Source organism: Mesorhizobium sp. M0816 (assembly GCF_040320005.1).
GTDB lineage: Bacteria > Pseudomonadota > Alphaproteobacteria > Rhizobiales > Rhizobiaceae > Mesorhizobium.
Window position 1 is genome coordinate 149,367 of record NZ_JAMYOT010000001.1, and the last position, 26,767, is coordinate 176,133.

At 62.9% G+C, this 26,767-nt stretch carries 22 protein-coding genes; 6 read left to right on the plus strand and 16 right to left on the minus strand.

All coding sequences use genetic code 11. The features are described from left to right. Positions 1–80 precede the first annotated feature (80 nt). The gene (locus NKI17_RS00720) at positions 81–1,148 is read left to right on the plus strand and encodes a LacI family DNA-binding transcriptional regulator (RefSeq protein WP_352796004.1); all 1,068 of its coding nucleotides are present in this window, start codon (positions 81–83) and stop codon (positions 1,146–1,148) included. Here the strand turns inward: NKI17_RS00720 and NKI17_RS00725 are convergent. After that, complete coding sequence (locus NKI17_RS00725) at positions 1,133–1,615, minus strand: flavin reductase family protein (RefSeq protein WP_023674185.1); 483 nt, start codon at positions 1,613–1,615, stop codon at positions 1,133–1,135. The genes NKI17_RS00720 and NKI17_RS00725 overlap by 16 nt on opposite strands. Next, positions 1,615–2,772 carry an LLM class flavin-dependent oxidoreductase gene (locus NKI17_RS00730; RefSeq protein WP_352905254.1) on the minus strand — a complete coding sequence of 386 codons (1,158 nt, stop codon included), beginning with the start codon at positions 2,770–2,772 and terminating at the stop codon, positions 1,615–1,617. Before NKI17_RS00730 ends, NKI17_RS00725 begins: the two co-directional genes overlap by 1 nt. Positions 2,773–2,997: 225 nt before the next feature. Here NKI17_RS00730 and NKI17_RS00735 point away from each other — a divergent pair, with 225 nt between their 5' ends. Together NKI17_RS00735 and NKI17_RS00740 are read left to right on the plus strand one after the other, a co-directional pair. Beyond that, complete coding sequence (locus tag NKI17_RS00735; protein ID WP_352745534.1) at positions 2,998–3,654, plus strand: GntR family transcriptional regulator; 657 nt, start codon at positions 2,998–3,000, stop codon at positions 3,652–3,654. Positions 3,655–3,714: 60 nt separating this feature from the next. Next, positions 3,715–4,788 (plus strand): Gfo/Idh/MocA family protein, encoded by a 1,074-nt coding sequence (locus NKI17_RS00740; RefSeq protein WP_502894405.1) that lies wholly within the window; start codon positions 3,715–3,717, stop codon positions 4,786–4,788. A 30-nt stretch (positions 4,789–4,818) separates the two neighbouring features. On the opposite strand, the gene NKI17_RS00745 is transcribed toward NKI17_RS00740, so the two are convergent. The 6 genes from NKI17_RS00745 to NKI17_RS00770 all read right to left on the minus strand — a co-directional run bounded on the left by NKI17_RS00745 (position 4,819) and on the right by NKI17_RS00770 (position 10,660). Beyond that, the gene (locus tag NKI17_RS00745) at positions 4,819–5,877 is read right to left on the minus strand and encodes an ABC transporter ATP-binding protein (protein ID WP_352905255.1); all 1,059 of its coding nucleotides are present in this window, start codon (positions 5,875–5,877) and stop codon (positions 4,819–4,821) included. Between the two features lie 40 nt (positions 5,878–5,917). Continuing rightward, complete coding sequence (locus NKI17_RS00750) at positions 5,918–6,739, minus strand: carbohydrate ABC transporter permease (RefSeq protein WP_023674179.1); 822 nt, start codon at positions 6,737–6,739, stop codon at positions 5,918–5,920. Beyond that, positions 6,740–7,642 (minus strand): carbohydrate ABC transporter permease, encoded by a 903-nt coding sequence (locus NKI17_RS00755; protein ID WP_245274609.1) that lies wholly within the window; start codon positions 7,640–7,642, stop codon positions 6,740–6,742. A gap of 35 nt (positions 7,643–7,677) precedes the next feature. Beyond that, positions 7,678–9,015, minus strand: a complete 1,338-nt coding sequence (locus NKI17_RS00760) for an extracellular solute-binding protein (protein ID WP_352796010.1) — start codon at positions 9,013–9,015, stop codon at positions 7,678–7,680. Between the two features lie 61 nt (positions 9,016–9,076). Continuing rightward, the gene (locus NKI17_RS00765; protein ID WP_023674176.1) at positions 9,077–9,736 is read right to left on the minus strand and encodes a GntR family transcriptional regulator; all 660 of its coding nucleotides are present in this window, start codon (positions 9,734–9,736) and stop codon (positions 9,077–9,079) included. Between the two features lie 39 nt (positions 9,737–9,775). After that, complete coding sequence (locus NKI17_RS00770; protein WP_352905256.1) at positions 9,776–10,660, minus strand: dihydrodipicolinate synthase family protein; 885 nt, start codon at positions 10,658–10,660, stop codon at positions 9,776–9,778. Positions 10,661–11,168: 508 nt separating this feature from the next. Here NKI17_RS00770 and NKI17_RS00775 point away from each other — a divergent pair. Next, positions 11,169–12,284 carry a hypothetical protein gene (locus tag NKI17_RS00775; RefSeq protein WP_352592441.1) on the plus strand — a complete coding sequence of 372 codons (1,116 nt, stop codon included), beginning with the start codon at positions 11,169–11,171 and terminating at the stop codon, positions 12,282–12,284. A 293-nt stretch (positions 12,285–12,577) separates the two neighbouring features. Beyond that, on the plus strand, positions 12,578–14,335 hold the full coding sequence (locus NKI17_RS00780) for an adenylate/guanylate cyclase domain-containing protein (protein ID WP_352905257.1): 1,758 nt from the start codon (positions 12,578–12,580) through the stop codon (positions 14,333–14,335). 276 nt (positions 14,336–14,611) lie between these two features. Here NKI17_RS00780 and nadE read toward each other — a convergent pair whose 3' ends face one another. The 8 genes from nadE to NKI17_RS00820 all read right to left on the minus strand — a co-directional run bounded on the left by nadE (position 14,612) and on the right by NKI17_RS00820 (position 25,605). Then, positions 14,612–15,619 carry an NAD(+) synthase gene (nadE, locus tag NKI17_RS00785; protein WP_352571381.1) on the minus strand — a complete coding sequence of 336 codons (1,008 nt, stop codon included), beginning with the start codon at positions 15,617–15,619 and terminating at the stop codon, positions 14,612–14,614. Beyond that, positions 15,616–17,163, minus strand: a complete 1,548-nt coding sequence (locus NKI17_RS00790) for a class I adenylate-forming enzyme family protein (RefSeq protein ID WP_352571382.1) — start codon at positions 17,161–17,163, stop codon at positions 15,616–15,618. Before NKI17_RS00790 ends, nadE begins: the two co-directional genes overlap by 4 nt. A 22-nt stretch (positions 17,164–17,185) precedes the next feature. Then, positions 17,186–17,449 (minus strand): acyl carrier protein, encoded by a 264-nt coding sequence (locus tag NKI17_RS00795; RefSeq protein ID WP_352571429.1) that lies wholly within the window; start codon positions 17,447–17,449, stop codon positions 17,186–17,188. A gap of 19 nt (positions 17,450–17,468) precedes the next feature. Beyond that, positions 17,469–19,406, minus strand: coding sequence for an asparagine synthase (glutamine-hydrolyzing) (gene asnB, locus NKI17_RS00800; RefSeq protein WP_352571383.1), 1,938 nt, complete (start codon positions 19,404–19,406; stop codon positions 17,469–17,471). A 186-nt stretch (positions 19,407–19,592) separates the two neighbouring features. Beyond that, positions 19,593–20,564, minus strand: coding sequence for an NAD-dependent epimerase/dehydratase family protein (locus tag NKI17_RS00805; protein WP_352455763.1), 972 nt, complete (start codon positions 20,562–20,564; stop codon positions 19,593–19,595). Between the two features lie 109 nt (positions 20,565–20,673). Beyond that, positions 20,674–24,132, minus strand: coding sequence for a chromosome segregation protein SMC (gene smc / locus NKI17_RS00810; protein ID WP_023674159.1), 3,459 nt, complete (start codon positions 24,130–24,132; stop codon positions 20,674–20,676). A gap of 117 nt (positions 24,133–24,249) precedes the next feature. Then, the gene (locus NKI17_RS00815; protein ID WP_023674158.1) at positions 24,250–24,975 is read right to left on the minus strand and encodes a DsbA family protein; all 726 of its coding nucleotides are present in this window, start codon (positions 24,973–24,975) and stop codon (positions 24,250–24,252) included. A 129-nt stretch (positions 24,976–25,104) separates the two neighbouring features. Next, entirely contained in the window at positions 25,105–25,605 is a 501-nt protein-coding gene (locus NKI17_RS00820; RefSeq protein ID WP_023674157.1) for a DUF721 domain-containing protein, read from the minus strand. A 49-nt stretch (positions 25,606–25,654) separates the two neighbouring features. On the opposite strand from NKI17_RS00820, the gene mutY reads away from it, so the two are divergent. Further along, on the plus strand, positions 25,655–26,767 hold the full coding sequence (gene mutY / locus NKI17_RS00825; RefSeq protein ID WP_352905259.1) for an A/G-specific adenine glycosylase: 1,113 nt from the start codon (positions 25,655–25,657) through the stop codon (positions 26,765–26,767).

The window sequence follows — 26,767 nt, forward strand, 5'->3', positions numbered from 1 at the left end:
CTGTTTCACAGCCATTTTTCTTGCGCAATCTGAAAATTTTTTGCATTAATCGGATGACTTTGCCGGAGGTGACGGAGCGGATGAATATCCAGGGCAAGCGCGCCCGCCCCAGCCGCCGCATTCGACTTGAAGAGATAGCGGCGCGTTGCGGCGTGTCGGTCAGCACCGCCTCCCGTGCGCTGAGCGGCGTCGGCGGCGTGAGGGACGAGCTTCGCACCAGGATCATCGAAACGGCGAAGTCGATGAACTATGCCATTCCCGCCTCGGTTGCCGGCCGCAAGGTCATCCTGGCCGCAAGCAGCGTGGCAATGGTGGACAGTGCCCGCAATCAGTTCACCTACCATGTCCTTGATGGACTCAACGAGCGCGCCCGGTTGCTGGGCGTCGAACTCGTGACCCGGCCGGTTTCGGCGCCCGAGGACGAAATCGCGCTGCTGCGTGAATCCGAGCGCGACGACAGTGTCGCCGGCTGCCTGTTTCTGACGCTGGACGATGACGATGTGCTGACGCTGACAGCCGGATTCGCCAAGCCGATCGTGCTCGTCAACGGCGACGATCCCTCGATGCGCCATTCGAGCGTGACGCCCTGCAATCGCTCTGCCGCCATGCTTGCGGCGCAGCATCTGATCGGCCTCGGCCACCGCCGCATCCTGTTCCTGATGCGGCGTGGCCGGCGCACGATCGAGCGGCGCTACGAAGGTTGGCGCGACGCGCTGATCACAGCCGGCATTGCCGGCTTCGACGACTTCGTGGTCGAGGTGCAGGACTGGCTGCCGGAACTTGCGAGCAGGGCCGTGACCGAGCGCATCGCGGCCCGTGGCCTCGATTTCACCGCCGTGCTGACGGCCGGCGACAGCTTGGCGTTTGGTGCCATCGCCGGCGTCCAGGAGGCCGGATATTCGGTGCCTGGCGATGTGTCCGTGGTCGGTATGGACGACTTGCCGCTCGCTGCCTTCTGCAACCCGCCGCTGACGGCGATGCACATTCCCATGCGCGAGATCGGATCGGCGGCGCTTAGCCTGCTGCTCGACGATATGGCCCATTCGGGGTCGCCGCCGCGTCGCGTCGAACTTGCCTGCAATCTCGTGGTGCGCCAGTCGACGGCACCAGCCCGAAGCGGCGCCGGCGGTCATCAACTGGCCTCTTGAGCGCGCGACTTGCCGCCAGCAAAGAGCAGCGGCAAACCCTCTTGCGTCTGCAGTTCAAGGACACGTCCAAGCAGGATCATATGGTCGCCAGCCGGGAAGCGGTCGGCGACGCTGCATTCGAACCGCGCCAGTGCGCGCGGCAGCAATGGCACGCCGTGCTCGCTCCACGACAGGTCAAGATCGGCAAAGTCCGTCCCCGACTTCGAAAAACGCCAGCACAGATCGATTTGATCTTCCGCCAGCACGTGAATGGCGTAGTGCGCGGAATTGGCGAAGGCTTCGAACCGGCGCGAGTGGCGGCCGATAGACCAGAGCACCAGCGGCGGATCGAGCGACACGGATGAGAAGCTGTTGGCAGTGATTGCGACCGGGCCGTCGGCCGTGCCGGTGGTGACGACCGTGACGCCGGTGGCGAAGCGCCCGAAGGCATTGCGCAAAAGGCGTGGATCGCACACGACATGCTCCATCAGCGGCGCTCCCCCGTTCCCAATGGTGTCGCCGGGGTCCGTTCCGGCACACGGCCATAGGCGTGCGGGAGCGAGCATGTCTTGAGCTGGGGCAACACCTTGGTGCCGAAATGACGCGCCTCGTCGAGATGCGGGTAGCCGGAAAAGATGAAGGCGCGGATCCCCATCTTCATATACGTCTCGATTTCCGACAGAACCTGATCGGCCGAGCCCACGAGCGCCGCGCCGCAACCAGAGCGCGCGCGCCCGACGCCCGTCCACAGATGCGGCTCGACATAGCCTTCGGCATCGGCGATCTGGCGGTTCCTGGCCTGGTGCGATACGCCGAGCGATCGGGCGTCGAGCGCGCGCTCGCGGATCGCCCTGCCCTGCTCGTCGTCCAGCTTCGAAACCAGCTCCCGGGCATATTCCTTTGCCTCGGCCTCGGTATCGCGCACGATCATGTGGACGCGCAGGCCGTAGTCGAGCGTCCGCCCATGGCGCTCGGCGCGTTCGTGGACGGCCTTCATGCGGCCGGCAAGTTCCTCCCTGGTTTCCGGCCACATCAGGTAGACATCGCACTGTTCGGCGCAAAGCTCGAGCGCGTCGGGCGAATAACCGCCGAAATAGAGCAGCGGGCCGCCATTTTGCTGATAGGGCTTCGCTGGCGCCGTCGAGAGTCCTTTATAGCGATAGACCTCGCCCTCGAAATCGATGCTGTCCCTGGTCCAGGCCTGGCGCAGGATCTGCACAACCTCGCGCGAACGCTGATAACGGTAGGCGCTGTCGGCTGTCTCGCCCGGAAAGTCCGACGAAATGATGTTCACCGTCAGCCGGCCTTCCAGCATGTGATCCAGCGTCGCAATCGTGCGCGCCAGCATGATCGGCTGCATCTCGCCGCAGCGCACAGCGGCGAGCAGATTGATCTTCGAGGTGATCGGCGCGCAGCCGGCTACGAAGCTCAGCGTGTCTTGGCCGACCTGATAGGACGACGGACACAAGATGTTGCGGAAACCTAGTTCCTCGGACGTCTTCACGATCTCGGAGCAATGCGCCCAGCTCGAGCGCAACGCGCCGTCCGGCACGCCGAGATAGCGATAGTCGTCCGAGCAGAGTGCGGCGAACCACGAGACTTCGGCTGCATCGAGATCCGGCGAGGTGATTGGGACGATGCTCATTGCCACTCTTCAAAAAGAAGCCCGGGCCATTCTTCAAAGAGGTCCGGAGCTGCGAATAGGGCTTGCGTAGCATTCGTTTTGGTGTAGATCAATACTGTATCAATTTGAGCCAAACCCGAAACCGGGATGCGATTGGAACGCGGGATGCATTTGACAAGGGCTGACCCCGGCCACCGATCCAGCCAGATGCGTGGGCCCTTGCCTGTGCACTTGCAGACCAGCGAAATGCTGATCCGCGAAATCGCGGCCGGACGGCTGGCCGACGGGGCGCGGCTGCCGCCCGAGCGCGAGATGGCCGCGAGCCTTGGGATTGCCGTCGGGACGCTCAGGAGGGCGCTGGCAGATTTGACCGAAAAGGGCCTTCTCGACCGCATCCAGGGCTCGGGTAACTATGTGCGGGCGCGCGGCGACTTGCTCGGGGTCTATGCCTTTTTTCGCCTGGAGCGCATCGGCGGTGGCGGCCTGCCGAGCGCCGACGTGCTGTCCGTCGAGCGACTGCCCAAGCCCGCCGACCTGCCGCAATTCGGCAGCGCCGGCGAAGCCCACCGTATACGCCGGCTGCGGCGGCTCGACGGCGAGCCGGCCGCGGTCGAGGAGATCTGGCTGGACGTCAGCCGCGCCGAGCGGCTCAAGCGCGAGGATTTGTCGGAATCCCTCTATCTCCACTACCGGCTCGCGCTCGGCTTTTCGATCGTTCGCGCCGAAGACCATGTTGCCGTCGCACCCGCGCCGGACTGGGCCCCGCTCGAATTCAGGCCACCGCCGGGGACGGTCGTGGGGTTCATAGAACGTATCGCCTGGGCTGGCGACGGCGCCAGCGCGGAATATTCCCGCAGCTGGTTCGATCCCGGCGCGGCGCGGTACGTCACGCGTTTCAGATAGGCCGGAGGAAGACGCAGCGTGACCAGATCATCGATCGGCTACGGCATCATCGGCTGCGGCATGATGGGCCGCGAGCATATCCGCAATATCGCTCTGTTGCCCGACGCGCATGTGGCCGCGATCGTCGAGCCGGACCCCGGCATGTTGGCGGCGTCGCTGGCGACGGCGTCGGGCGCGCGATCGGCGGCATCGATCGCCGAACTGCTGGCCATGGATGAGGTGGACTGCGTCTTGATTGCCAGCCCCAACCACCAGCACCTCGGTCAGATGGAGCAGATCGCCGCACTTCGACCACTGCCGGTACTGGTGGAAAAGCCGCTCTTCACCGAGGGCGCCGACGAGGGGCGGATCGCGGCGTTGAAAGCTCGGCTTCCGCTCGTCTGGGTGGCTATGGAATATCGCTATATGCCCCCCGTCGCCGTATTCGTCGAGCAGGCGCGCCACGCCGCCGGCGGCATCCGCATGCTGACGATCCGCGAGCACCGCTTCCCGTTTCTGGCCAAGGTCGGCGACTGGAACCGCTTCAACCGCAACACCGGCGGCACGTTCGTCGAGAAGTGCTGCCACTTCTTCGACCTGATGCGGCTGATCCTCGGATCCGACCCCGTCCGCGTGATGGCGAGCGCTGGACAGGCCGTAAACCATCTCGACGAACGCTATGGCGGTGAGAGGCCGGACATCCTTGACCATGGCTATGTGCTGGTTGATTTCGCGAGCGGCGCGCGCGCCATGCTGGAACTCTGCATGTTTGCTGAGGGCAGCCGCTACCAGGAGGAACTCTGCGCTGTCGGCGGCGACGGAAAGATCGAGTGTCTGGTGCCCGGACCAGGCCGTTTCTGGCCGACCCACCTTGGCCCTGCGCCAGTGCCCCAGTTGATCGTTAGTCCGCGCAATCCGCCTGGACCACGACTGCTGGAGATTCCCGTCGACCCCCGGCTGCTCGAGGCAGGCGACCATAACGGTTCGACCTATTTCGAGCACGCCCGCTTCACCGCTGCGGTGCGCGGACAGAGCAAGGTTGAAGTGACCTTACAAGACGGCTGGTGGGCCGTCGTCATGGGTCTCGCCGCCCAGAGATCGGCCTGCGAAGGCCGCGCCATCGAACTCGCCGGTGAATTCGCCTTGCCGACCTAAGGCCGACCACGCATTCACCAAACCATCGGGTCAGATGCGCCGACCGGTTGCTGCGTCGAACAGATGCGCACATGCGCGGTCGATTTCGATCCGCACCCCTTCGCCTTGCTTGAGCGCAAGCCTTTCTCGGAAGAGGCAGGAGATTTCTTCACCGGAGCAGTCGACCCTGGCGAAGATTTCGGAGCCGGTCGCCTCGAGAAGCGTGATCGTGCCCGGCACGCCCTGCCCGGTTGCCCGGATATGTTCCGGGCGAATGCCGTAGACGAGTTCGCGTCCCGCGGCATCCGCCGGCTGGGCGCCTTCCGGCAACGGCAGGATCAACCCGCCGGCGCTGCGGAACACGCCCTCCTCGATGCGGCCGGCAATGAAGTTCATGGCGGGCGAGCCGATGAAACCGGCAACGAAGAGGTTGGCCGGATGGTCGTAGAGGTCCAGCGGCGCGCCGATCTGCTCGACCAGGCCGTCATGCAGCACGACGATCTTGTCGGCCATGGTCATGGCCTCGATCTGGTCGTGCGTGACATAGATCGTCGTGGTACCCAGCCGCTGGTGCAGGGCCTTGATCTCGCCGCGCATCTGGACGCGCAATTTGGCATCGAGGTTGGAGAGCGGCTCGTCGAACAGGAAGACCTGTGGGTCGCGTACGATCGCGCGGCCCATGGCGACGCGCTGGCGCTGGCCGCCAGAAAGCTGGCGCGGATAGCGGTCAAGCAACTTTTCCAGGCCAAGAATGCCGGCTGCCTTCCGGACCCGGCCAGCGGTGTCGGCCGGATCGGCTCTCTTGATCTTGAGGGCAAAGCCCATATTGTCGGCAACAGTCATATGCGGATAGAGCGCATAATTCTGGAACACCATGGCGATGTTCCGGTCCCGCGCGGGCAGATTGTTGACCATACGTTCGCCGATGGCGATCTTTCCGCCGGAGATCGTTTCAAGGCCCGCAATCATGCGCAGCAGCGTCGATTTTCCGCATCCCGACGGGCCGACCAGGATGACGAATTCGCCGTCGGCGATGTCGACGCTGACGTCGTGAATGATCTTGGTGGCCCCGAAGGCCTTCTGCACGTTGTTGATCGTTACCGATGCCATTGGATCTTTCCTGAAAAAAGAGTGATGTCCGGGCGCGCGCTCAACCGCCCTTGACGGCGCCGGCGGTCAGCCCCGCGACGATCTGCCTTTGCGCGAACATGGTCAGGATCAGCACCGGCAACGTCACCACCAGCGCCGCCGCGGCGAGCGGCCCCCAGCTCACCTGCTCGTAGGACAGCATGTTGTAGACGGCGACCGGCAGTGTGCGCGTCTCACGGCTGGCGAGCACCACGCCGAAGACGAAATTGTTCCACGAGAAGATCACGGACAGGATGAAGGCGACGACGATGCCCGGCTTGGCGATGGGCAGGGCAACCAGCCGGAAAACCTGCCAGGAGCTGGCGCCGTCGATGTTGGCCGCCTCTTCCAGTTCCATCGGCGTGGTCTCGAAATAGCCGATCATCACCCACACCACGATCGGCACCGTCACCACCAGATGGATGATGATCTGCGGCCACAGCGTGCCGAGTATCCCGATCCATTGGAACAGCAGAAACAGCGGGATGAGATAGGATAGCCCAGGCGTCATGCGGGCGATCATGATGACGACCGCCGATCGTTCAGCCTTGAGCCGTGCGATGCCATAGCCGGCCGGTACGCCGATCAGCAGCGCCAGCAAGGTCGCCGTGCCGGTCACCAGAACCGAATTCCAGAGATAGAGCAGGAAATTGTTCTCCTCGAACACCTTTACATAGTTCGACCAGGCGAAGCGTTCGGGGATCAGGATCGGCGGATAGGCACCGTTGTCGATCTCGAATTTCAGCGACAGCGAGATCATCCAGAGGAAGAACAGGATCGCCGGCGAGACGAAAACCAGGGCAGCGAAAAACAGACCGATCTGGTTGAGCAGCCGTGAACTCATCTATTTGCCCTCCGTATCGATCCACTGCGAGCGTTGGCGCAGCATCAGCAGGACAAACGACAGGGCCACGATGACAATGAAGAACACCACGGCCATGGCCGAGCCGTAGCCGATATCGTAGTAGGAGAAGGCGGTGTTGTAGAGATAGATGTTGATGGTCTCCGACGCCGTTCCCGGCCCGCCCTGGGTCATCGCGTAGATGATGTCGAAGCTCTTCAGCGCATCGATGGTGCGGATGATGACCGCGATCATCAGGAACGGCGCGATCATCGGCAGAGTGAGATAGCGGAATTGCTGCCAGGCATTGGCGCCGTCGATCTCGGCGCTTTCGAAGGGCTCGCGCGGCACCGAGGCCAGCCCGCCAAGCACGATCAGCATGACCAGCGGCGTCCACTGCCAGGTCTCGACCGCAACCAGCGACGGGATGACCGTGTTGGCGTTGAATATCCATTCCTGAGCCGGGATGCCGACCAGCGACAGCAGGTAGTTGAGCACGCCAAGCTGAGGATGGAACATCATTGTCCAAACCAGTGCGACGGCAACGGGTGTCGCCATCATCGGCATGACGAAGACGCCGCGCAGCAAGCCGCGCAGCGGAAACCTGGCATCGAAGATCAGGGCGGCCAGAGTGCCCAGCAGCATCGGCGCTGCAACCGAGAGGAAGGTGTAGGTCAACGTATGAACAAGGGATTCCCAGAAACGTGGGTCGCTGGCCAGGCGGAGATAGTTTTCCATCCCGGCAAAGCTCCGCGACTGGCCGAGCGTCCAGCGATTGACGCTCATCCACAGGGTGAAAGCCCAGGGGAAAACGATGACGGCGCCGACGACGACGAGTGCGGGGACAACGAAAGGCCAGTAGTTGGGAGCCAGCCGGATCGTCTGGCTCCCGTCGATAACCGGCATCGTCACCCCGGTCTGTTCTGGGGTGGTGGCCGACATCAGCCCTGCTCGCTCCTATCGAGAACCGGCTGGAACTGTTCGGTGGCCTTCTTCAGCTCCGCGGCTGGATCGGCGCCGGCAATCATGTTGGTCAACGCCACACCATAAATGTCGCGGAATTCCGTGACCGGGATGATGACCGGCAGTGCCAGCCGACTGATATTGCCCGAGCCGACCACGGCATCAAGCCAGCTTGCCGGCATGGTGACGCCTTCGCGCACCTTGGGATCCTCCAGCACGGATTTGCGGAACGGAACGCCGGCGCCGGCCTGCAACAGCCGTGCACCCATGGTTGGCGATACCGCCCACTGGCAGAACAGATAGGCAGCCTCCTTCTTCTCGCTGGCGGCGGTAACGCCAATCCCGTCGCCGAAGGTGCCCGAGGCATGCGTCTTGGGACCCTTGGGCATCACGCCGTAACCGACCTTGCCGACCACCCTCGATTTTTCCGGATTTTCCATCGGCGGGGCAAAACCCACGCCGTCGAGCCACATGCCGATCTTGCCCTGCAGGAAGGCCGACTGTGCTTCGGCCCAGTTGAACCCGGTAACGCCCGGAGGGGCGGACTTGGTCATCAATCTTTGATAGAGCGCGGCAGCCTCGATCGCCTCGGGAGCCTCGGTGCGCAGCTTGCCGTTGTCATCTAGCGGCGTCATGTCGTAGCCGAGCATCAGCGACGTCCACACCGGCGTGTTTGCGTTCTTGAGCCCGCGGGCGACGAAGCCGTATGTATTGGTCGAGGGGTCGGTCAGCGCTTCGGCGGCTGCCACCAGTTGCTCGAAGGTCTCTGGGTATTTGAGGCCCTTGGCCTCGAACAGCTCCTTGTTCCAATACAGGATCCAGTAGTCCACCGAGAACGGTAGCGAGCGCAGCACGCCCTGGCCGTCCTTGGCAAACAGCATGCCGGCTTCGGCGAAGTCGCTTTCGACCAGCGCCGGGTCGGTGAGCGACGGATCGGCGAGATAGCCGGCGATGTCGGCCAGCCAGCCACCCTTCTCGAACTGGCGCTTCTGCACGTGGTAGCTCAGATGCACGACGTCGAAGCTCGGCTTGCCCGAGCTCAACTCGATCACCGTCTTCTGGCGCTGCTGCTGCTCGGGCGTTGCCTCGGCATTGACCTTGATGCCGGTCAGTTCCTCGAACTCGGCGAGATATTTCAGGATGGTGTCGCTGCGTGGGCTTTTCACCAGATTGACGTCAAGCGTCGTCCCGGCAAAGCGTTTCCAGTCAACGCCTGCGGCAAAGCCGGGGCGAAGCCCCACAAGGCCGGCAGCGGTTAGCGCCGCGGTTCCGGCAAGGAGTTGCCTCCTGGTTGGGTTGAACAGATTGGACGACATTTCTTCCTCCCGGTTGCTGTCGTTGTGGATGCGCCGCGAACCGCGGCGCGGCTATATTTCCTCAGATCTGGAGCGCCAGCCGGCGCGCATTGTCGATATGCAGACTGATCGCTTCAACCGCTTTTTGCGGATTGCGGCTCTCCATGGCTTCGATGACCGCCAAATGTTCGCGCATCACCGGCACCACACGACCGTCGATGCGGAAACGCTCCTGGTGGATCAGCCGGATTTTCACCGAGTTGACCAGATAGGCCTTGGCGATAATCTCGTTGCCGAGCGCATTGATGAAGGTGTCGTGCATCGCCCAGTCGATGTTCTGGGCCTTGGCTTCCATTTCCGGCGTCGGCGCCTGCCCGAGAGCTTGAGCCAGCATCTCTTCATGTTCTCGCCGCATGCGGGCAAGTTCGGCATCAGAAGCGCTGGTCGTGAATAGCGCCACTGCCTCGCGTTCCATGAACAACCGAAACTGAAACGCCTCGCGGATCAGATTGATATCGATATGCGCGATCTGCATGCCGCGCTGCGGGATGGTGGTCAGCAGTCCCTCGGCCTCGAGACGCGGGACGATCTCGCGAATGGCACCCAGCGGCAGCCCGGTGAAAGCGACCAGTTCGCGCTGTGACACGAACTGCCCCGGCCGCAGATCGCGGGCCAGCAAATGCCGCGTGAAGCTGGCATAGGCCTTCTCCCGGAGAGTGATCGGTTCGCTGCCGTCTTCCACTTCAGCTCGCTTCCTTGTCGGTCAGCCCGGCCTTATCGGTCAGGCCGCCTCTGTCGCAAACAGCCTGTCGTAGGCAGCGGCAAGCTGCCGCTGTCCCTGCGGATCGATCGCCTCTAGGGGCGGGCGGACCGCCAGCCAGCGCTCGTCGCCGGTCTTGCGCGCGACCATGACCTTCACCGCCGGCGTGACCGGGTACTTGAGCAATTCGAGCACGAAGTCTTCGACGCGTGGGTCGTCGCCCCCGTTTTCGACCATTGCCCGGATTTCGCCGGTAACAAAATTAGCCATGCCGGAAATCGCGCCCTGTCCGCCGCGGCGCACGCTTCTCGCCAGATGCCGTTCGTCGCCGATGAGGATCACCAGATCGCCGTGCGCCTCAAGCAGCGCCTCACTGTAGCTCCAGTCCCCGCCGGAATCCTTCACCCCGGCCACCACAGCGGGAAAAGCGGCGCGCAGCCGGCTAATCAGCCTAAGCGGGAGCGGCACCATGGTGACTGAGGGGATGTTATAGAGCAGCACGTCGCGCGCCAGCAGACCGAGTGCGGCGAAGACGGCGGAAAACCATCCGAACAGCCCGTCCTCGCCGACATTCTTGAAGTAGCTCGGCGGAGCGAGCAGAATGTTGCGAACGCCGCGCTGCAAAGCGTGCCGAGCCTGATCGGCGGCATCTTCGGCTGCATCGACCAGCACGCCGGCAACGAGCTGATGTGCCGGAATACCGGCCGCCAGCATGGCTTCGGTGACGATCCGCCGCTCGTCGGTGCCGACCGAGGCTCCTTCGCCGGTGGTGCCGAACAGCGTCGCACTGCTGCAGCCGGCGCCAAGGCAGGCTCGGGCATGCGCGATCATCGGCGCGAGCGCTATCTGCCCCGACGGGTCGAAGGGTGTGGTCAGGGCAACCGAAAGACCAAAGCGGGAAGCCAATGCGATCTCCGTTGTAATCAATGTGGACGTAGCGTTAGCACGCTAACATGTCAGATGTAAACGGATGATCTTGTCAACTCGGCATCGCCGAACGGCGCCTGCGATGGCCGATCACATCCGATGACACATGCTGGTGCCCCGAGCGTTCTTGCTAGATCGGCCGGAAACTTTTGGGTAGCCGCTATGGTTCGCCGTGGAATGCGTAATCAATCCACATTCGCTGAGCGCGCCGGACAAACCCGGTTCGCTACCATTCAAAGCAACGACTTTAATATCGGTTTACCTGAATCTGCTAGCAGCAATGACGCCGGTTTTTCGTCGGTCAAGCAAAGGGTTCCACCTTGCCGCAGCAATTCAGCACTCCGTTCGGTCACCGGGGCGATCGCAACTGGCCGAGGTTACACGGCTTCATGGGCGTCGAGTTGGAACGCGCGCCCGATGTTCTCGTGCCTCGCGTCGCCTTGGCCCGGAAGCTCGGTGGATGGGACTTTGGTGGCGGGAGCCGGGCTTGAGCGTCATTCGCGCCTTGCAAGGCGCCGACCTCCCGGCAGTTGCGAACATGTTTCAGCGCGTGCTGTTGAAGGAGAGGACCGAAGCGCCGGCCTCTCTCGTGGAATACATGAAACGGTTTTATCTGGATGCGCCCGGTTGCGCAGACAACCTCCGGTCGCTTGTCCATGTCAACGACGCCGGTCGCGTCTCCGGATTTGTCGGCGTCCACGTCCTGCCGATGACGTTCAACGGCCGACAACTACGCGCGGCCATCTGTAGCTCGCTCATGGTCGAGGACCATGAGCACGACCCGCTGGCCGGCGCCCGCTTGCTGAAAGCTTACCTGGATGGTCCGCAGGACATCTCCTTCAGCGAGACGGCCAACGATATTTCCGTGAAATTGTGGACCCGGCTGCGCGGCGTGGTCCTGCCGCAATACAGCCTTGACTGGGTCCGCGTGATGCGCCCCGCGGCCTTCATGCTCAGCCTTTCCGCCAATCGCATGGCGCTTGCGCGAATGCTCAATCCGCTGGCGCGGACAGTCGACCGATTTTACTGCAGAAGGATGACGTCCAGCGAACGACGTTGGTCGGGTGTGGCGGTGGACGGGGCAGGCCACGGAGCATTTCGTACATCCGAAATCGACAGCCACGCATTTGCCAGGCTCATCGAACCGTTTACCGCTCAATTCGCCCTGCGCCCGGAATGGACGGAAGACCAACTCGACCACATCCTGACCGATGCGGCACAAAAACCGGATCTGGGCGAGCTTGTCTACGTTTGTGTGACGTCGCCAGTCGGCACCAATGTCGGCGCTTTCGCCTATTACGCACGAAAGTATGAAATTGGTCGCGTGCTGCAGATCTTCGCCCTCCCCGGCCAGGCGGGCCCGGTGATTGACTGCCTGATCGATCACGCCGCCACGCGCGGCGTCAGCGGCCTGCGCGGACGCATTCAACCTGCACTTCTGGAGGCGATGCTTGGACGACGCATTGCTTTCCTGACCGTTGCCTCAACGGTGGTGCATTCACGTGATCCAGAGCTTCTGGACGCGATGAAGAACTCGCAAGTCTTCCTGAACGGGCTTGCGGGCGAGCAGTGGAGCCGGCTGATCGGTAGCCGCTTCAGCTGAGGCGGATGCGTTCAAGTTCAATCCCGCTCTATCTATTTGTTTTAGCCGCGTTCCACTTGGCTGCGAAATGCTTGGGTCAAAACCCAATCACTCTGAACGACCGAGTTCGACCCTTTGCCGTCATCCAGTTGGGAGCGTCGCATGACGCGATCTGACCCTTGTCCGACATTCGGGCTCTCATGCAACAGGTACACAGACCCGAAAAGCTGTCTTTCAGGGGCGGCGGCAATGGCATCAACCTGCGACCTGCTGTAAGCTTGGAAAGCGGGTAACAATCCGCGAAGGATTGGGGGATGGAACGTCATCTCGCAGCCGTCCTGATTGCCGATGTCGTCGGCTATGGCCGCTTGAGCCAGATCGACGACGAGGGTACGCGTGCGCTTTTCCGAACCGACCTGAACGAAGTATTCGAGCCAAGGATCGCTGCGCACCATGGTCGACTGGTGAAAACCATGGGAGATGGGATGCTGGTCGAGTTCCACAGTGTGGTCGACGCCCTACGCTGCGCGGTCGAAATCCAGCAACAGAAGGCGGAGGTGAACGTTCTCACGCAGCCAGAACGGCGGCTTGATTTCCGCATCGGCATCAATCTGGGCGATGTTATCGTTGAGGGTGACGACATCCACGGCGATGCGGTGAACATCGCCGATCGGCTGCAAGGGCTGGCGGAACCTGGAGGAATCGCGATTTCCGCCACCGCCTGCGACCATGTGAGGGGAAAGGTGCCGATCGGCTTTGCCTCACTCGGCGAGCAGAAAATGAAAAGTATCGCCGAACCGGTTCGCGTGTACCGTGTCTTGATCGACCCCGCTACTGCGGGCAAGATCGTCGGTGCCAAACCAGGCCTTTCTTCCGGCGACGACAGTAAGCCGCCGGTAATTGCGGTTTTGCCGTTCGAAAACCTGAGCGCCGACGACGGCTGGACGCGGCTGGCAGACGGCCTGTCGGCCGACATGATCGGCGACCTAGCGCGCTATCCCGACCTTGCGGTCATTTCGCGCCAGACCATGCAGTCCTATCGGGGACGGGCGAGCGACACACGCTCGGTTGGACGGGAACTGAACGCCGATTACCTGCTGGAAGGGACCCTCCAGGCGATCGGACAGCGTGTCCGCGTCGCGGTGCAGCTGGTCGACACCCGGACCGGAGCCAACCTTTGGTCGGCGCGGTTCGACGAGTCGACCGATGATTTTTTTCTCATGCAGGACAGCATCACACAGAACGTCATCAATGCCCTGGCAGGCACTTTCGGCAAGCTCGCCAATCTCGGGCGTGAGGTGGCTCGGCGGAAGCCTCCCTCGAGCCTGGGTGCTTACGACTGCTATCTACTCGGGGTGGAACTGCACGACAGATTCACGACCGATGCGAGGGCAGAAGCCATACGCATGCTGTCCCGCGCCGTGGAACTCGACCCCGGCTTCGCGCGGGCCTGGATGACGTTGGGATTGGCACATGCGGTCGACGCCTTCAATGCCTTCACGCCAGATTCAGCCGCTTCGGTCGAGCGCTGGCGAAAATGCGTGGAAAAGGCTCTGGCGCTCGACCCTACCGATCCGATGACGCGCCTTTACATGGGCGCTCTCCGCGCCATTGACGGCGATATCAGCGGGGCCGCAGAGGAATACGACCGGGCGCTGGCCCTGGCACCCAATGACGCCGATGTGCTGTCGATGCTTGCCTCAAGCCGAGCTCTCGTGTGTGGAAATCCGGAAGAAGGCTGTGCTCTTGCCGAACGGGCGCTTCGCCTCAATCCGCAGGCTCCGAGTTGGTACTACGCGCAGCTCGCCCGGGCGCGGTTCGTCGCCGGTCGCTATGCCGACAGTCTGTCGTCGCTGTGCCAAAGTCCGCCGGATATTCCCGTCACTCTGATGTTCCGTGCCCTGTGTCACGCGCTGCTCGAAGAGCCGGCGCAGGCGCAGTCGATCGCCAGGCGGATTGCCGTCGAGTTTCCAAGGTTCACCGTCGAGAACTTCATCCGAACCTATCCCGTCACCAATCCTCTGGCCCTCGCTGCGATTAAGGAAGGGGCTCGTCGCGCAGGTATAGCGTAGAGCCGAAAACGGTGCCTAGCTGAGGAGGGGGACGCGCTTCCTGGATATGCCACTTGGTAAGCCAGGCCCCGCTTCCGGCACAGGCTGAAGGTCTGCTTCGTAGCGCTAACTGGGCGCTGGCGTGACCCCTGCTAAGCTTCCGCTCCTGGCGCAACGTGCTCGTCTGGCAGATGAGACGAACGGCAACCTCCCGCCCCTCTCGGCCATTGGCGGCAGCCTGCTGATTGAGTTTTGACCCTAAGGCGCTTTTTGGGACGTGGCCGGTCTCGAAGCAGGTCAGGTACCGAGTTCTTCGACTTCCTCGACGAGTTGCGGACGCTGGTGCAGATAGCGCGTCGCCTTGCGTTTGGCGATGATATCGGCCCAGACGCGTTCCACTTGTGTGGCGGCCAACCCCGCGGCCTGCCCCACTACCTCAGCCGCCACGCCGTTGTTGAGAGCGTAAAGGCAAAGATCCATACGGTCATAAGGAAGCGAGAAGTAGAACTCCTCCTGGGTCTGCGCCAGCGAGTAGGTATCGGTGGTCGGAGGCCGGTTCAGGATTTCCTCCGGAACACCGAGATGGGCCGCCAGCGCATAGACCTGCGTTTTATAGAGGTGGGCGATCGGCTTGACGTCCGCGGCGCCGTCACCGTTCTTCACGAAGAATCCCTGATCATATTCCAGCCGGTTCGGTGTTCCAAGAACGGCGAAGTTCAGACGATCAGCATGATAGTATTCGATCTGCTTGCGGGTGCGCTGCTTCATATTGGTAGCGGCGACGACGCCGAGATAGACAGGCAACGGCATTCTCAGTTTCGTCTGCTTGCCTTCGGGATCCTGCACCACCAGCGACGAGATATTATAGCCTTGGCCCTCGAGCGCGTTCGCGATCACGATCTTCGAGGCCCAGCCTTCGCCGTATTCCGGGACCAATTCGCGGATGAAGGCGTCGCGGCGCTGGTAGCAGCCCATCGCGCGCAAGGCCGGCCCGATATCCTCCGTCACAGCCTCGACACCGAAAGTTTCGGCGACGAGGCGGCCGAGCCGCAGACTTTCAGGATCGGAATCGCTTTCCGGCATGAACAGGCAAAGCACATTCTTGGGGCCGACGGCTCGTGCCGCCAACGCGACCGACACGCTCGAATCGATCCCGCCCGAAAGACCGAGCACAAGGCCCCGCTTGCGAAGCCCGCGCAACTGCTGGCGCAAGGCCGTTACGATACGGTCCGTTTCAGTGATCAGGTCGATTGCCAGAGCCTGCGCCAGAAAGGTCCGCGCATCCTCGGTCGGGCGAACATTCATTGCGCGGCCTCCATGGTTTCTGCCGCAAGCCGACGGCTGACCTTGCCGGTATCGGTCTTCGGCAGCTCGCGGCGGAACTCGATGACCTTGGGGACCATGAAGTCCTCAAGGTGGCGTGCACAGTGGCGTATGATATCCTTTTCGCTAAGCGCTGGGTCGGACCGTACGATAACTGCGCCGATCGCATGCCCGAGCACGGGATCCGGCACACCGACAACCACCGCTTCCGCGATGCCCGGATGAGCATGAAGCACGGCTTCCACTTCCTTGGGCGCCACCTTCTCTCCCCGCGACTTTATGATGTCGTCCTTGCGGCCGACGAAATAAAGAAAGCCTTCCTCATCGGCCCTGAACAGATCGCCGGTGTAGAGAACCTTCTCCCAAGGGTTCGGACCCGGGCGCAAGGCTCGTGCCGTCGCAGCTTCGTTTCGCCAATAACCCTGCATGACGTGCGGCCCGCGAATGACCAGCTCACCTGCTACGCCCGGCGGCACCCGTTGCCCCTCGTCGTTGACGACAAAGGCTTCGGTGTTCGGAATGGCTATTCCGACCGAGCCCGGCCGGCGGTCGAGCTCCTCGGGCGGCAGATAGGTGCAGCGCTTGCATTCCGTCAGGCCATACATCGAATAGAGCCTGACACCGGGGAAAAGGAACCGAAGGCGTTCTATGTGAGGCGGCGGCAAGGCAGCCGCCGTGTTGGAAATATAGCGAAGGCTGGGCAGGAAGCCCGGCGCCAGGTCCCTCATCTGCAGGATCATCGCTGCCATCGTGGGCACGAGCGGAAGCCCGGTGACGCCTTCCTGGCGGATGCGTTCAAAGACCGCCTGGGGAAAAGCGAAGGACTTCTCGAGCACGAGCGTGGCGCCGAGCCTGACGGTCATCAGCAATTGATAGAGGCCGTAATCGAAAGCGAGGGGCAGAACATTCAAGATGATGTCGTCTGGGGAGTTGCGCAGATAAGTGATGATGGAGCCCGCCGCCGCGTCGCAATTGCGGTGCGTCATCATCACGCCCTTGGGCCGGCCGGTCGAGCCCGAGGTGTAGATCAACATCGCAAGATCGACGTCAACGCCGCGGTGGTCAATCTCCCTGGCTTGGAGCGTCAAGCAATCCGCCAGGGATGTGGCCCCTGCCGGGCATTGGTTATCGGCACCAACGGTGGAGGCCACGAAGATGCCGGTCTTGCCGGACGATCCGCACGCCTCGGCGACCACGGGCATCAGTTTTGCTTGCGTGAGGATCGCAGCTGCGTCGCAATCGGCGATGATGTAGGCCAGCTTTTCGGCCTTGGTGGATGCATTGATCGGACTGAAAGTCGCGCCTGCTTTAAGAACTGCGAAAATCGAAACCGCAGCCTCCCAGCAATTGTCCATGAAGATCAGGACCCGGTCGTCGCGACTGACGCCATTCATGAAAAGGGCGGCGGCCAGACGGCTCGAAAGATCGTCCAGCTCTTCATAGCACAGCCTTTTGTGCTCGGTGATCAATGCCGTTTTGGCTGGATGGGCAGCGGCCTTCGCCGTCAGAAAATGTTCGATCCGCACGGACGCTCCTCGCCGATGGCGCCTACGCTGCCAGCGCTTCTGCCTTTGCCTTGATGAAGGCTGAGATGCGGTCAATCGAATCCAGATTGGCCGGTACGATGTCGGCATCGACCATCGCTATGCCGAAATCATCCTCTATGAATGCCACGAGCTCCAACACGGCCGTCGAGTCGATGATGCCGTTCTCGATCAGTGATATGGAGTCTGCAAGCTCGTAGGACGTGTCCCCGAACAGGAAGTTGTCGACGATAAAGGCTTTGACCTTGTCCTTGATTGCTACCATGATTTTTCATTCCCTCGATTTCTCAGGCCGCTCGTGCTGCACCGACCTTTTCGCCAGTGAAAATCTTCTGCCACAGTTGCGTCGACAAAATGCCGACGAAAGCCGCATTGTCGCGGAATCCGGACGCTGGCTGCAAGCGGCATTTCTCGTGCAGGTTCGCCACCGCCTTGGCGTTGAATAGTCCGCCGGCGGCGATGCTCGCTTCGCTCAGTGAGTCGCGTACGTAGTCCAGTTCTCCCGCTCCAACGAAGGAGCGGGCTTCCGGTGCCCGGTAAGGCTGTTTGGTGCGCTCGCGGATGGCCGTCGGAAGCAGGTGCTTGGCAGCTTTGCGCAATATGTGTTTTTCCACCAGTCCCTTCAGCTTCATCTCCGGCGGAAGTCTGGCCGCAAACTCTACCAAGCGATGGTCAAGGAAGGGGAATCGCCCTTCGATACCGTGCGCCATGGCCATGCGATCGCCCTGGCTGGAGAGGATGTAGCCCGGCAAGAGAAAGCGGGTTTCGAGATATTGCGCCTGATGCAGCGGATGCCACCGGGAAAATGCCTCAGGCAACCGGCTGGCTAGGTCCTCGGCTGCGTCATACCCCTTCAATGTCGCGCGCAGGTCACCGGAAAAGAACATCTTCGCCGCTGATGTGGTCTTGAAACGCGGCCGATGCGAGAACAGCGGATCGTCCAGGGCAGCGCTGCCGGTTCCGAAGAACGCAGCCAGGTACTCCACGGACTGCTGTTGCAGGCCCGGCAGATAGGGATAAAGCTTGCGGAACAGTTGTGGCCTGATGCGCGATGCCGGCTGTCGCGCGCAGAAACGGCGAACCCGCGCTTCCTTGAAGACATCATAACCGGCAAACACCTCGTCGGCGCCTTCGCCTGTCAGCACCACTTTCAAACCGGCCTGGCGAACGAGGCCAGACAATTGATAGAGGGGGGCCGGGGCGGTGCGGATGATCGGCCGCTCGGTAAAGCGGATGACTTCGGGAAACACACCGGCGATATCGCCGGCACGACACGCAATGGTTCGATGGCGCGTGCCAAGTGCTGACGCCATTTCGGTCTGGAAGGCGCTTTCGTCATGCTCGGCGCTGTCGAACGTCACGGAAAATGTCTGCAGCTTAAGAGGAGTCATGCCGGCCGCGAGTGCCGAAACGAGGGATGAATCGAGCCCGCCCGAAAGGTAGGAACCGACCGGCACGTCGGCGCGCATGCGAAGCCTCACCGCGTCGGTCAACAGGGCCTGCAGTTCCTCGGCCGCGTCGTCCTCATTGGTGATCTTCGATGGCGTATCCGGATACGGGTAGTCTAGGTGCCAATATGGTTTGACCGTGACTTGCCCCTGTGTCGCGATCATCACGCTTGCCGGCTCCAGCTCGTGGATGTTGCGGAAAGCCGTGCGTGGAGCGATCGGCGCCCACAGCGTAAAGATCTGGTCGAGTGCAATCGGATCGATTTCGGCCGAGACGCCGGGTACCTTCAGCAGGGCCTTTATCTCCGACGCAAAGTAGAGCACCCCGTCCTTGCTGGTGTAGAACAGCGGCCGAACACCCATGCGGTCTCTTGCAAGCACCATCCGCCGCCGCCGGTTATCCCAAATCGCGAAGGCGAAATCACCGTTCAGGAGCGACAGGCAGTCTTCGCCCATCTCGTCATACAGCTGCAGGAGAACTTCGGTATCGCTCGACGTGCGGAAGCGTCGGCCCTTGGCCAGCAGCCCTTCGCGCAATTCCACGTAGTTGAAGATCTCGCCGTTGAACGCAATCGTCAAATTGCCGGTTTCGTCGGACATCGGCTGCTGGCCATCACCAATTCCAATCACCGACAGCCGCGCATGCCCAAGCCCAGCCTCGGGCGCTACGAATTTCCCTTGTTCATCCGGCCCGCGATGGGCGATCGCAGACGTCATGCGCGCAAGCAAAGCTTCCGCATCCCGGACTGAACCGAAATAGCCCCCGAATCCGCACATCCACACAGCTCATACTGAACAGCAAGCCACGAAACATAGCGGTCATAAGCGCCTCAAAGGTTAATCGGATACTTTTCAGCAAGCATGTGGTTAACAGGATGTTAGGACAAAATGGTGCTTTTGCGGACCGACTTGCGCCCCACTCCAAGGTGTCACGCTTGAAGGCGTCACGGCGAGCGATGCAAATCACTGCTTCGAGTACGGCCGGTACCAGTCAACAAACTTCTTCAGCCCGTCCTCTATCGAAACGCTAGGCCTGAAGCCGAAATTCCGCTCCAGCGCGGTCATGTCGGCGTAAGTCTTCTCGACGTCGCTCGCCTGCATCGGCTCGTTGTGGCGGATTGCCTTGACCTCGAGCAGCCTTTCCAGAATGTCGATGAAGTCGCCCAGCCGCACCGGCCGGTTGTTGCCGACATTGTAGAGCCTGTTCGGCGGAACGTCAGCCGCCGGCGGCTTGTCGAGCACGGCGACAACCGCCTTCACAACATCGTCTATGTAGGTGAAATCGCGCCACATTTCGCCATTGTTGAAGACCCGGATCGGCTTGCCCTCGAGCATCGCCTGGGTGAACATCCAATAGGCCATGTCGGGACGGCCCCAGGGACCGTAGACCGTGAAAAACCGCAGGCCGGTCTGCGGTATGCCGAACAGATGGGCGTAGGTGTGGCTCATCAACTCATCGGTTTTCTTGGTGGCAGCGTAAAGCGAAACGGGCTTGTCGACCTGATCGGCTTCGCTGAACGGCACGCTGCGGTTGCCGCCATACACCGAGCTCGACGAGGCATAGACCAGATGCTCGAATGCCGGTTCGGCGCGACAGAATTCGAGCACTTCGAGGTGGCCCATGACATTGGAGCGGATATAGAGCCGCGGATTGTCGAGTGAGTGGCGCACGCCCGCCTGCGCTGCAAGGTGCACGATCCTAACGATGCCTTGCCCGGCCAAAGCGGCTGCAAGCGCGCCCTGTTCGGCAATATCGATCTGGTGGAACGAAAAATCCTTATGGGGCAGAAGGCGGGCAAGCCGCCCCTTTTTGAGCGCCAGGTCGTAATAGTCGTTCATGTTGTCGACGCCGACGACCGCTTCTCCCCGGTCGAGCAGATGGTGGCAAACGTGGCTGCCAATGAATCCCGCGGCTCCGGTGACAAGTATAGGCAACAAGCTTCTCCACGCGCATAGCCGGGCCGGTATCTGGAGCGGCAGATCCGGCCCATTTTGTCGTGCTATAGTCGAAAGCCGAGGTGGAGACCACCATTAAGCTGATGCGTCAGCTTGCCTCGCGCATGGCTTCGGCCGCCTGCAGGTCAACCGACACCAGTTGGCTGACGCCTTGTTCGGCCATGGTCACCCCAAACAGCCGGTCCATGCGCGCCATGGTGATCGGGTTGTGTGTGATGATGACGAAGCGCGTTTCGGTGGTTGCGGCCATTTCGTCCATCAGATTGCAGAAACGCTCGACATTGTGGTCGTCGAGCGGCGCGTCGACTTCGTCGAGCACGCAGATCGGCGCCGGATTGGTCAGGAACACGGCGAAGATCAGCGACATCGCCGTCAACGCCTGCTCGCCGCCGGACAGCAGCGTCATCGTCTGCGGCTTCTTGCCGGGCGGGCGCGCCAGGATCTCGAGCCCCGCTTCGAGCGGATCGTCGGACTCGATCAATTGCAGCTCGGCGGTGCCGCCGCCGAACAGATGCGAAAACAACCGTTGAAAATGGCCGTTGACCACCTCGAAGGCGGCGAGCAGCCGCTCGCGGCCTTCGCGGTTCAGGCTATGGATCGCCTGCCGCAGCTTGCGGATCGCCTCGATGATGTCGTCGCGCTCGGAGACGATGGTCTCCAGCCGGTCCGACAGTTCCTTCTGCTCCTCCTCGGCGCGCAGATTGACGGCACCGAGCCGTTCGCGTTCGACCTTCAGCCGGTCGAGCTGACGCTCGATCTCGGCCATTTCGGGCATCGGGCTGTCGGATTCGAGGCCGGTGTGGCGGATCACCAGATGCGGCGGCGTGTTCAGCGTTTCCTGGATGCGCGCCTCGACTTCCAGCCGACGCTCGTCGGCGGCGGTCAGCCGCTCTTCGGCGCGAACGCGGGATTCGCGCGCCTCGGCCAGCGACTGGATGGCAGCAGTCGCAGCCTTGTCCAGCTCGGACTGCCGGTTCTCCGCTTCCTGCAAGCGGTCGCCCGCTGCCTTGCGCAGGCTTTCGGCCTCGGCGAGCTGCGACAGCAGGGCGCGCCGCTTGGCGTCGATCTCGTCGGGAGCGTCGGCCAGTTGCTCGCGCTCGGCCTCGGCCTCTGCCTTGCGTTCGCCGAGCGCCGCGATCTGCGTCGAGGCGTTTTCGGCGCGCTCGACCCAGTTGCGCCGTTCAACGCTGATGGCGTCGAGCCGGCGCGCACGTGCCTCGGCTTCCCGCCTCAGGCCCTCGTGAACGGCACGCGCATCGGCAAGGGCGGCGCGGTCGCGGGCGACGTTGGCGGCCGACTGCTCGAGCTGCAATTGCAGATCGCCGAGATCGGGCGCGTCCTGCAGCAGCATTTCCGCCTCGACGAATGCCGCCGCCGTTTCCTCATGGCTGTCGACAATGCGTGCGCGCGCCTCGTCAAGTGCTGCACGCCGGCTCGACAGCTCGCCGCCGGCTTTTTCGGCCTCGGCCAGCGTATTGCGGGCAGCGTCGAGCCCGTGCTGGGCGTCGCGCCCGGCCTGTCGGGCGTTGCGTTCGGCCTCGCTCGCCTGGGCAAGCGCCTGTTCGGCCTGGGCAAGGGCTTGTTCAGCTTCGCGCAGGGTGCGCGTGGCATGGACTGCTTCGGCATCGAGCTCGGCCAGCCGGTTTTTCTGCGCCAGCCGCTGCGCGGCGGCGGTCGGGGCATCGGCGCTGGCGGTGAAGCCGTCCCAACGCCAGAGCGCGCCTTCGCGGCTGACCAGCCGTTGACCGGGAGCAAGCAGCGTCTGCAGCCGTCTTCCGTCGGCGGCTTCGACAATGCCGATCTGGGCCAGCCTGCGGGCCAGCTGTGCCGGCGCACGCACAACGCTGGCGAGGCTCCTTATGCCTTCGGGCAATGCGGCGTCGGCAGGCTGGATTTCGCTCTGGCCCCAATGTACCGGCGCACTGCGGTCGAGCGGCACGTCGAGATCTTCGCCAAGCGCGGCACCCAGCGCCGTCTCGTAGCCGCGCTCGACGCTGATCTGCTCCAGCACCGAGGGAAATAGATCGCCGCTGGCGGCGTTGAGGATCTTGGCCAGCGTGCGGGCCTCGGTTTCGATCCGCGCCAGCTCGGCCTTTGCGTCCTGAACCGGTGGGCGGCCAGCACTTTCGCCTGCACGCGCCTCGGCGACCGCCTGTTCGGCGGCAATGGCGGCTGCCTCAGCCTCTTCGAGCAGCGCCAGCGCCTGATCGACCAGCAGCCGCTTCTCGGCGGGATCGGGCAGGCCGGCGACTCTGGAGACGATCTCCGACAGTTCGCGGTCGACATCGGCAAGCTGGCGGGCAAAGCGGTCGCGGCGCTCAGCGGTGTCGCGCAGCGTCCGTTCGATCTGGTTGCGCGAGGCGGCAGCCTCCGCCCGTTCGGCGGTCAGCGCGGCGAGCCTGGCCTCGCTCGAGGCAAGCGTCGATGCCGCCTGCTCGAAAGCCGCGCGGGTGCTGGCCTCGCGCTCGGCGGCGCCGGCGTTTTCGGCGTTGAGCGCGGCTTCTTCGGCGGCGAGGCGTTCGAGGATATCCGCATTGTCGCGGACCATGCGCTCCTCGCGGGCAAGGTCGCCATCGAGCTGTTGCAGTCGGCGGTCGAGCTCAGCCTGGCGGGCGCGGATGCGGCCTGCCTCTTCCTCGATCTGCGCCTTGGCGATCGATAGACGCTGGAAGGCGGCGGCGGCAGCGGCTTCCGCATCGCGCAGGTCCGGCAGCCGGTGGGCGTTGATGCCTTGTTCCCTGGCGGCAGCCATCTGGGCGGCGGCACGGTCGCCGACCAGCGCGGTGGCAATCGCCAGCGCCGAACGCGCTTCGCCTTCCTGCGTCTTGGCCAGCGTCCAGCGCAGATGCAGCAGCGTCGCTTCGGCCTTGCGGATGTCGGCCGACAGGTTCTTGAAGCGCGAGGCCTGGCGGGCCTGGCGTTTCAGGCTTTCGATCTGACCCTCCAGCTCGCCGACGACGTCGTCCAGCCTTTCGAGGTTCTGTTCCGCCGCCTTCAGCCGCAGCTCGGCTTCGTGGCGCCGTGTGTGCAAGCCGGAAATGCCGGCCGCCTCCTCCAGCAGCGCGCGGCGCGCCTGCGGCTTTGCCTGGATCAGCTCGCCGATGCGGCCCTGGCCGACCATCGAGGGCGAGCGGGCGCCGGTCGACTGGTCAGCGAACAGCAGCTGAACGTCCTTGGCGCGAGCCTCCTTGCCGTTGATGCGGTAGAGCGAGCCGGCCTCGCGCTCGATGCGGCGCGAGACCTGCAATTCGTCGGCGTCGTTGAAGGCGGACGGCGCGGTGCGGTCGCTATTGTCGAGGAACAGCGTGACTTCGGCGGTGTTGCGGGCCGGACGCGTTCCCGAGCCGGAAAAGATGACGTCGTCCATGCCGGACGCACGCATGTTCTTGTAGGAGCTTTCGCCCATGACCCAGCGCAGCGCCTCGACCAGGTTCGACTTGCCGCAGCCGTTCGGCCCGACGATGCCGGTCAGACCGCGTTCGATGACGAACTCGCCGGGTTCGACGAAGGATTTGAAGCCGAGGAGGCGAAGGCGCGAGAACTTCATTCGCGCCGGCCCATAGCCAAGTTTCGCAAAACTGTGCCGCGGTTTTGCAAGGAGAACCCGCGGCAAGACAAAGAAGTGCGCACGCCGAAGCTACGCCGCTTCGGCGCTGCCGAAACGTCAGAGCAGAGGGTCGATGATGGCCGACATTTCCGCAATCGACATCGCCCCTTTGTAGGTCTTTCCGTTGATGAAAAAGGTCGGTGTGGAATCGACCTTGAATTCGTCGGCGCCGCGCTTCTGGACAGATCTCACATCGTCCAGAAGTTTCTGGTCCGTCAAGCAGGCCTCGAAGGACTCCTGTGTAAAACCGGCAAGCTTGGCGATTTGCAGCAGTGCGTCCTTGGTATTGTTCACACCAACCCAGTTCGCCTGCTGCCTGAACAGTACGTCGACCATCGGGAAATAGTTGTCCTTGGAGCAGCGCGCCAGCATGAAACCGGCCTCGGCGCTGGGATCGAACGGAAACTCGCGCAGTATGTAACGGGCCTTGCCGGTGTCGATATATTTCGTCTTCAGCTCCGGAAAAGTGGTCTCGGCGAAATGCGCGCAATGCGGGCAGGTCATCGATGCATATTCGACGATAGTGACCTTTGCATCGTCCTTGCCGAGCTGCATGTCGGGCAATGCGCCGGGCTTCAGCAGTGCCGCCATATCGACCGTGCCCTGAGCCTCCGGCGCCGCCGCGGCGGCCGGAGCGGCCGGCTTCGCAGGTTCCGGAGCCGCAGGCTTCACATCCTGCGCCTCGGCTTTCTCGCCCGAGTCGCTGCAGGCGGCAAGCAGCGCCACCGCTGGTATTGCGGCCAGCGAAGTCAAAAGGTTTCTGCGGGACAAGGAACGGATCATACGAATCACCTGGCAATAGTTGGATTTTGCAATGCAAAGTCTACAAAAAGCGAGAGTTGGCGCGAATTAAGGCATTACCGCCCCTATTCCAATCGCCAAATCCGGGCATACCATCACGATAGCGCGAGATCACGGTTTCTTTTGACCGAGAATGGTGGCGCCAAGCCGCTCCAGCGAGGCGCGCAGCCCGCCGTCCTCGATCAAACCAACGGTGCCCGACAGCTTCGCTTTCTCGGCCGCAGTCAGCGGCCGCAAACTGGGTTTCGGCTTGTCCTTGCCCGCCATTACCGGCTTCTGCACGATCCTGATCCGGCCGATCGCATTGAAACCGAGGAAGGCATTGACCCGGTTGATGATCTCGCCGGTCTCGTGCTGCAGATGCAGTGCCGCTACACCCTCGCAGGCAATCACCAGCACCGCCGGTTCGAAAGGATCGTCCTCATGCATGCGGCGCGGCCACTGGATCTTTTCCGGGCGCGAGCGGCCGGCAAGCCGCGGCCCGGCAATTTCTTCCCATGACTGGACCAGTCCGATCGACATACCGGCCCGCTTGCGCAGCACCGGGTCGAGGATCTCGGTTGCGAGATCGCTCACCGGAACGGGATTGCCGAAGGGCCTTTTCCCTGCCATGTGCGTTCTCCAGCTTCAGCACCAATGGATTAGGGCCGACCCTCGATCAATGGCACTGCACGACCAGACCCGCAAGGCCGTATCCGGAGACAATGTCGAGATCGCCTCCCGGCTGCTTGCCTGGTACGACGCGCATCACCGCGACCTGCCCTGGCGCGTTTCGCCGCGCGCGCTGGCGGGCGGGGCGCGGCCCGATCCCTATCTGGTCTGGCTTTCCGAGGTGATGCTGCAGCAAACCACGGTCGAGGCGGTAAAATCCTATTTTCAGGCGTTCATGCAGAAATGGCCAACGGTCCAGGCGCTGGCGGCGGCACCGACCGAAGACGTCATGAAGGCCTGGGCCGGGCTCGGCTATTATTCCCGCGCCCGTAACCTCAAAGCCTGTGCCGATCTCGTCGCGCGGCAAGGCGGCCGCTTTCCGGACAGCGAGTCCGGCTTGAAGGAACTGCCCGGCATCGGCGCCTATACGGCGGCGGCGATCGCAGCGATCGCCTTCGACCGACCAGCCGCGGTCGTCGACGGCAATGTCGAACGGGTCGTCTCACGGCTGTTTTCGATCGCCACGCCGCTGGGCGAAGCCAAGGGCGAGATACGCGGCCAGGTCGAACGCATGGTTCCCCTGACAAGGCCCGGCGACTTCGCGCAGGCGATGATGGACCTGGGCGCGACGATCTGCACGCCGCGCCGGCCCCGCTGCATTCTGTGCCCCGTTCGCGTGGACTGCAGCGCCACGATCTCGGGCGACCCCGAACGCTTTCCGGTCCGCCTGCCCAAGGCCGAAAGACCCTTACGCCGCGGTGCCGCCTTCGTTGCCGTCAGGTGCGACGGCGCCATCCTTCTGCGCAAGCGCGCGGACAAAGGCCTGCTCGGCGGCATGACTGAGGTGCCGACGACCGGCTGGACGGCGCGCATAGACGGCGCCACCACGGAAGCGGCGGCCCCGCTCCCCGGCAACTGGCGGCAGGCCGGACGCATCGGCCATATCTTTACCCATTTTGCGCTTGAACTCGACGTGTTCAAGGCGGAGACCGACGTTGCCGCCCCGGTCGGGCATTTCTGGTCGCTGGCCCATGAAATTTCCGGGGAAGCGCTGCCGAGCGTCATGAAAAAGGTAATCGAAGCGGCGATACCGGGCGCGACGAAAAAGCAGCGGCCGCGTTGA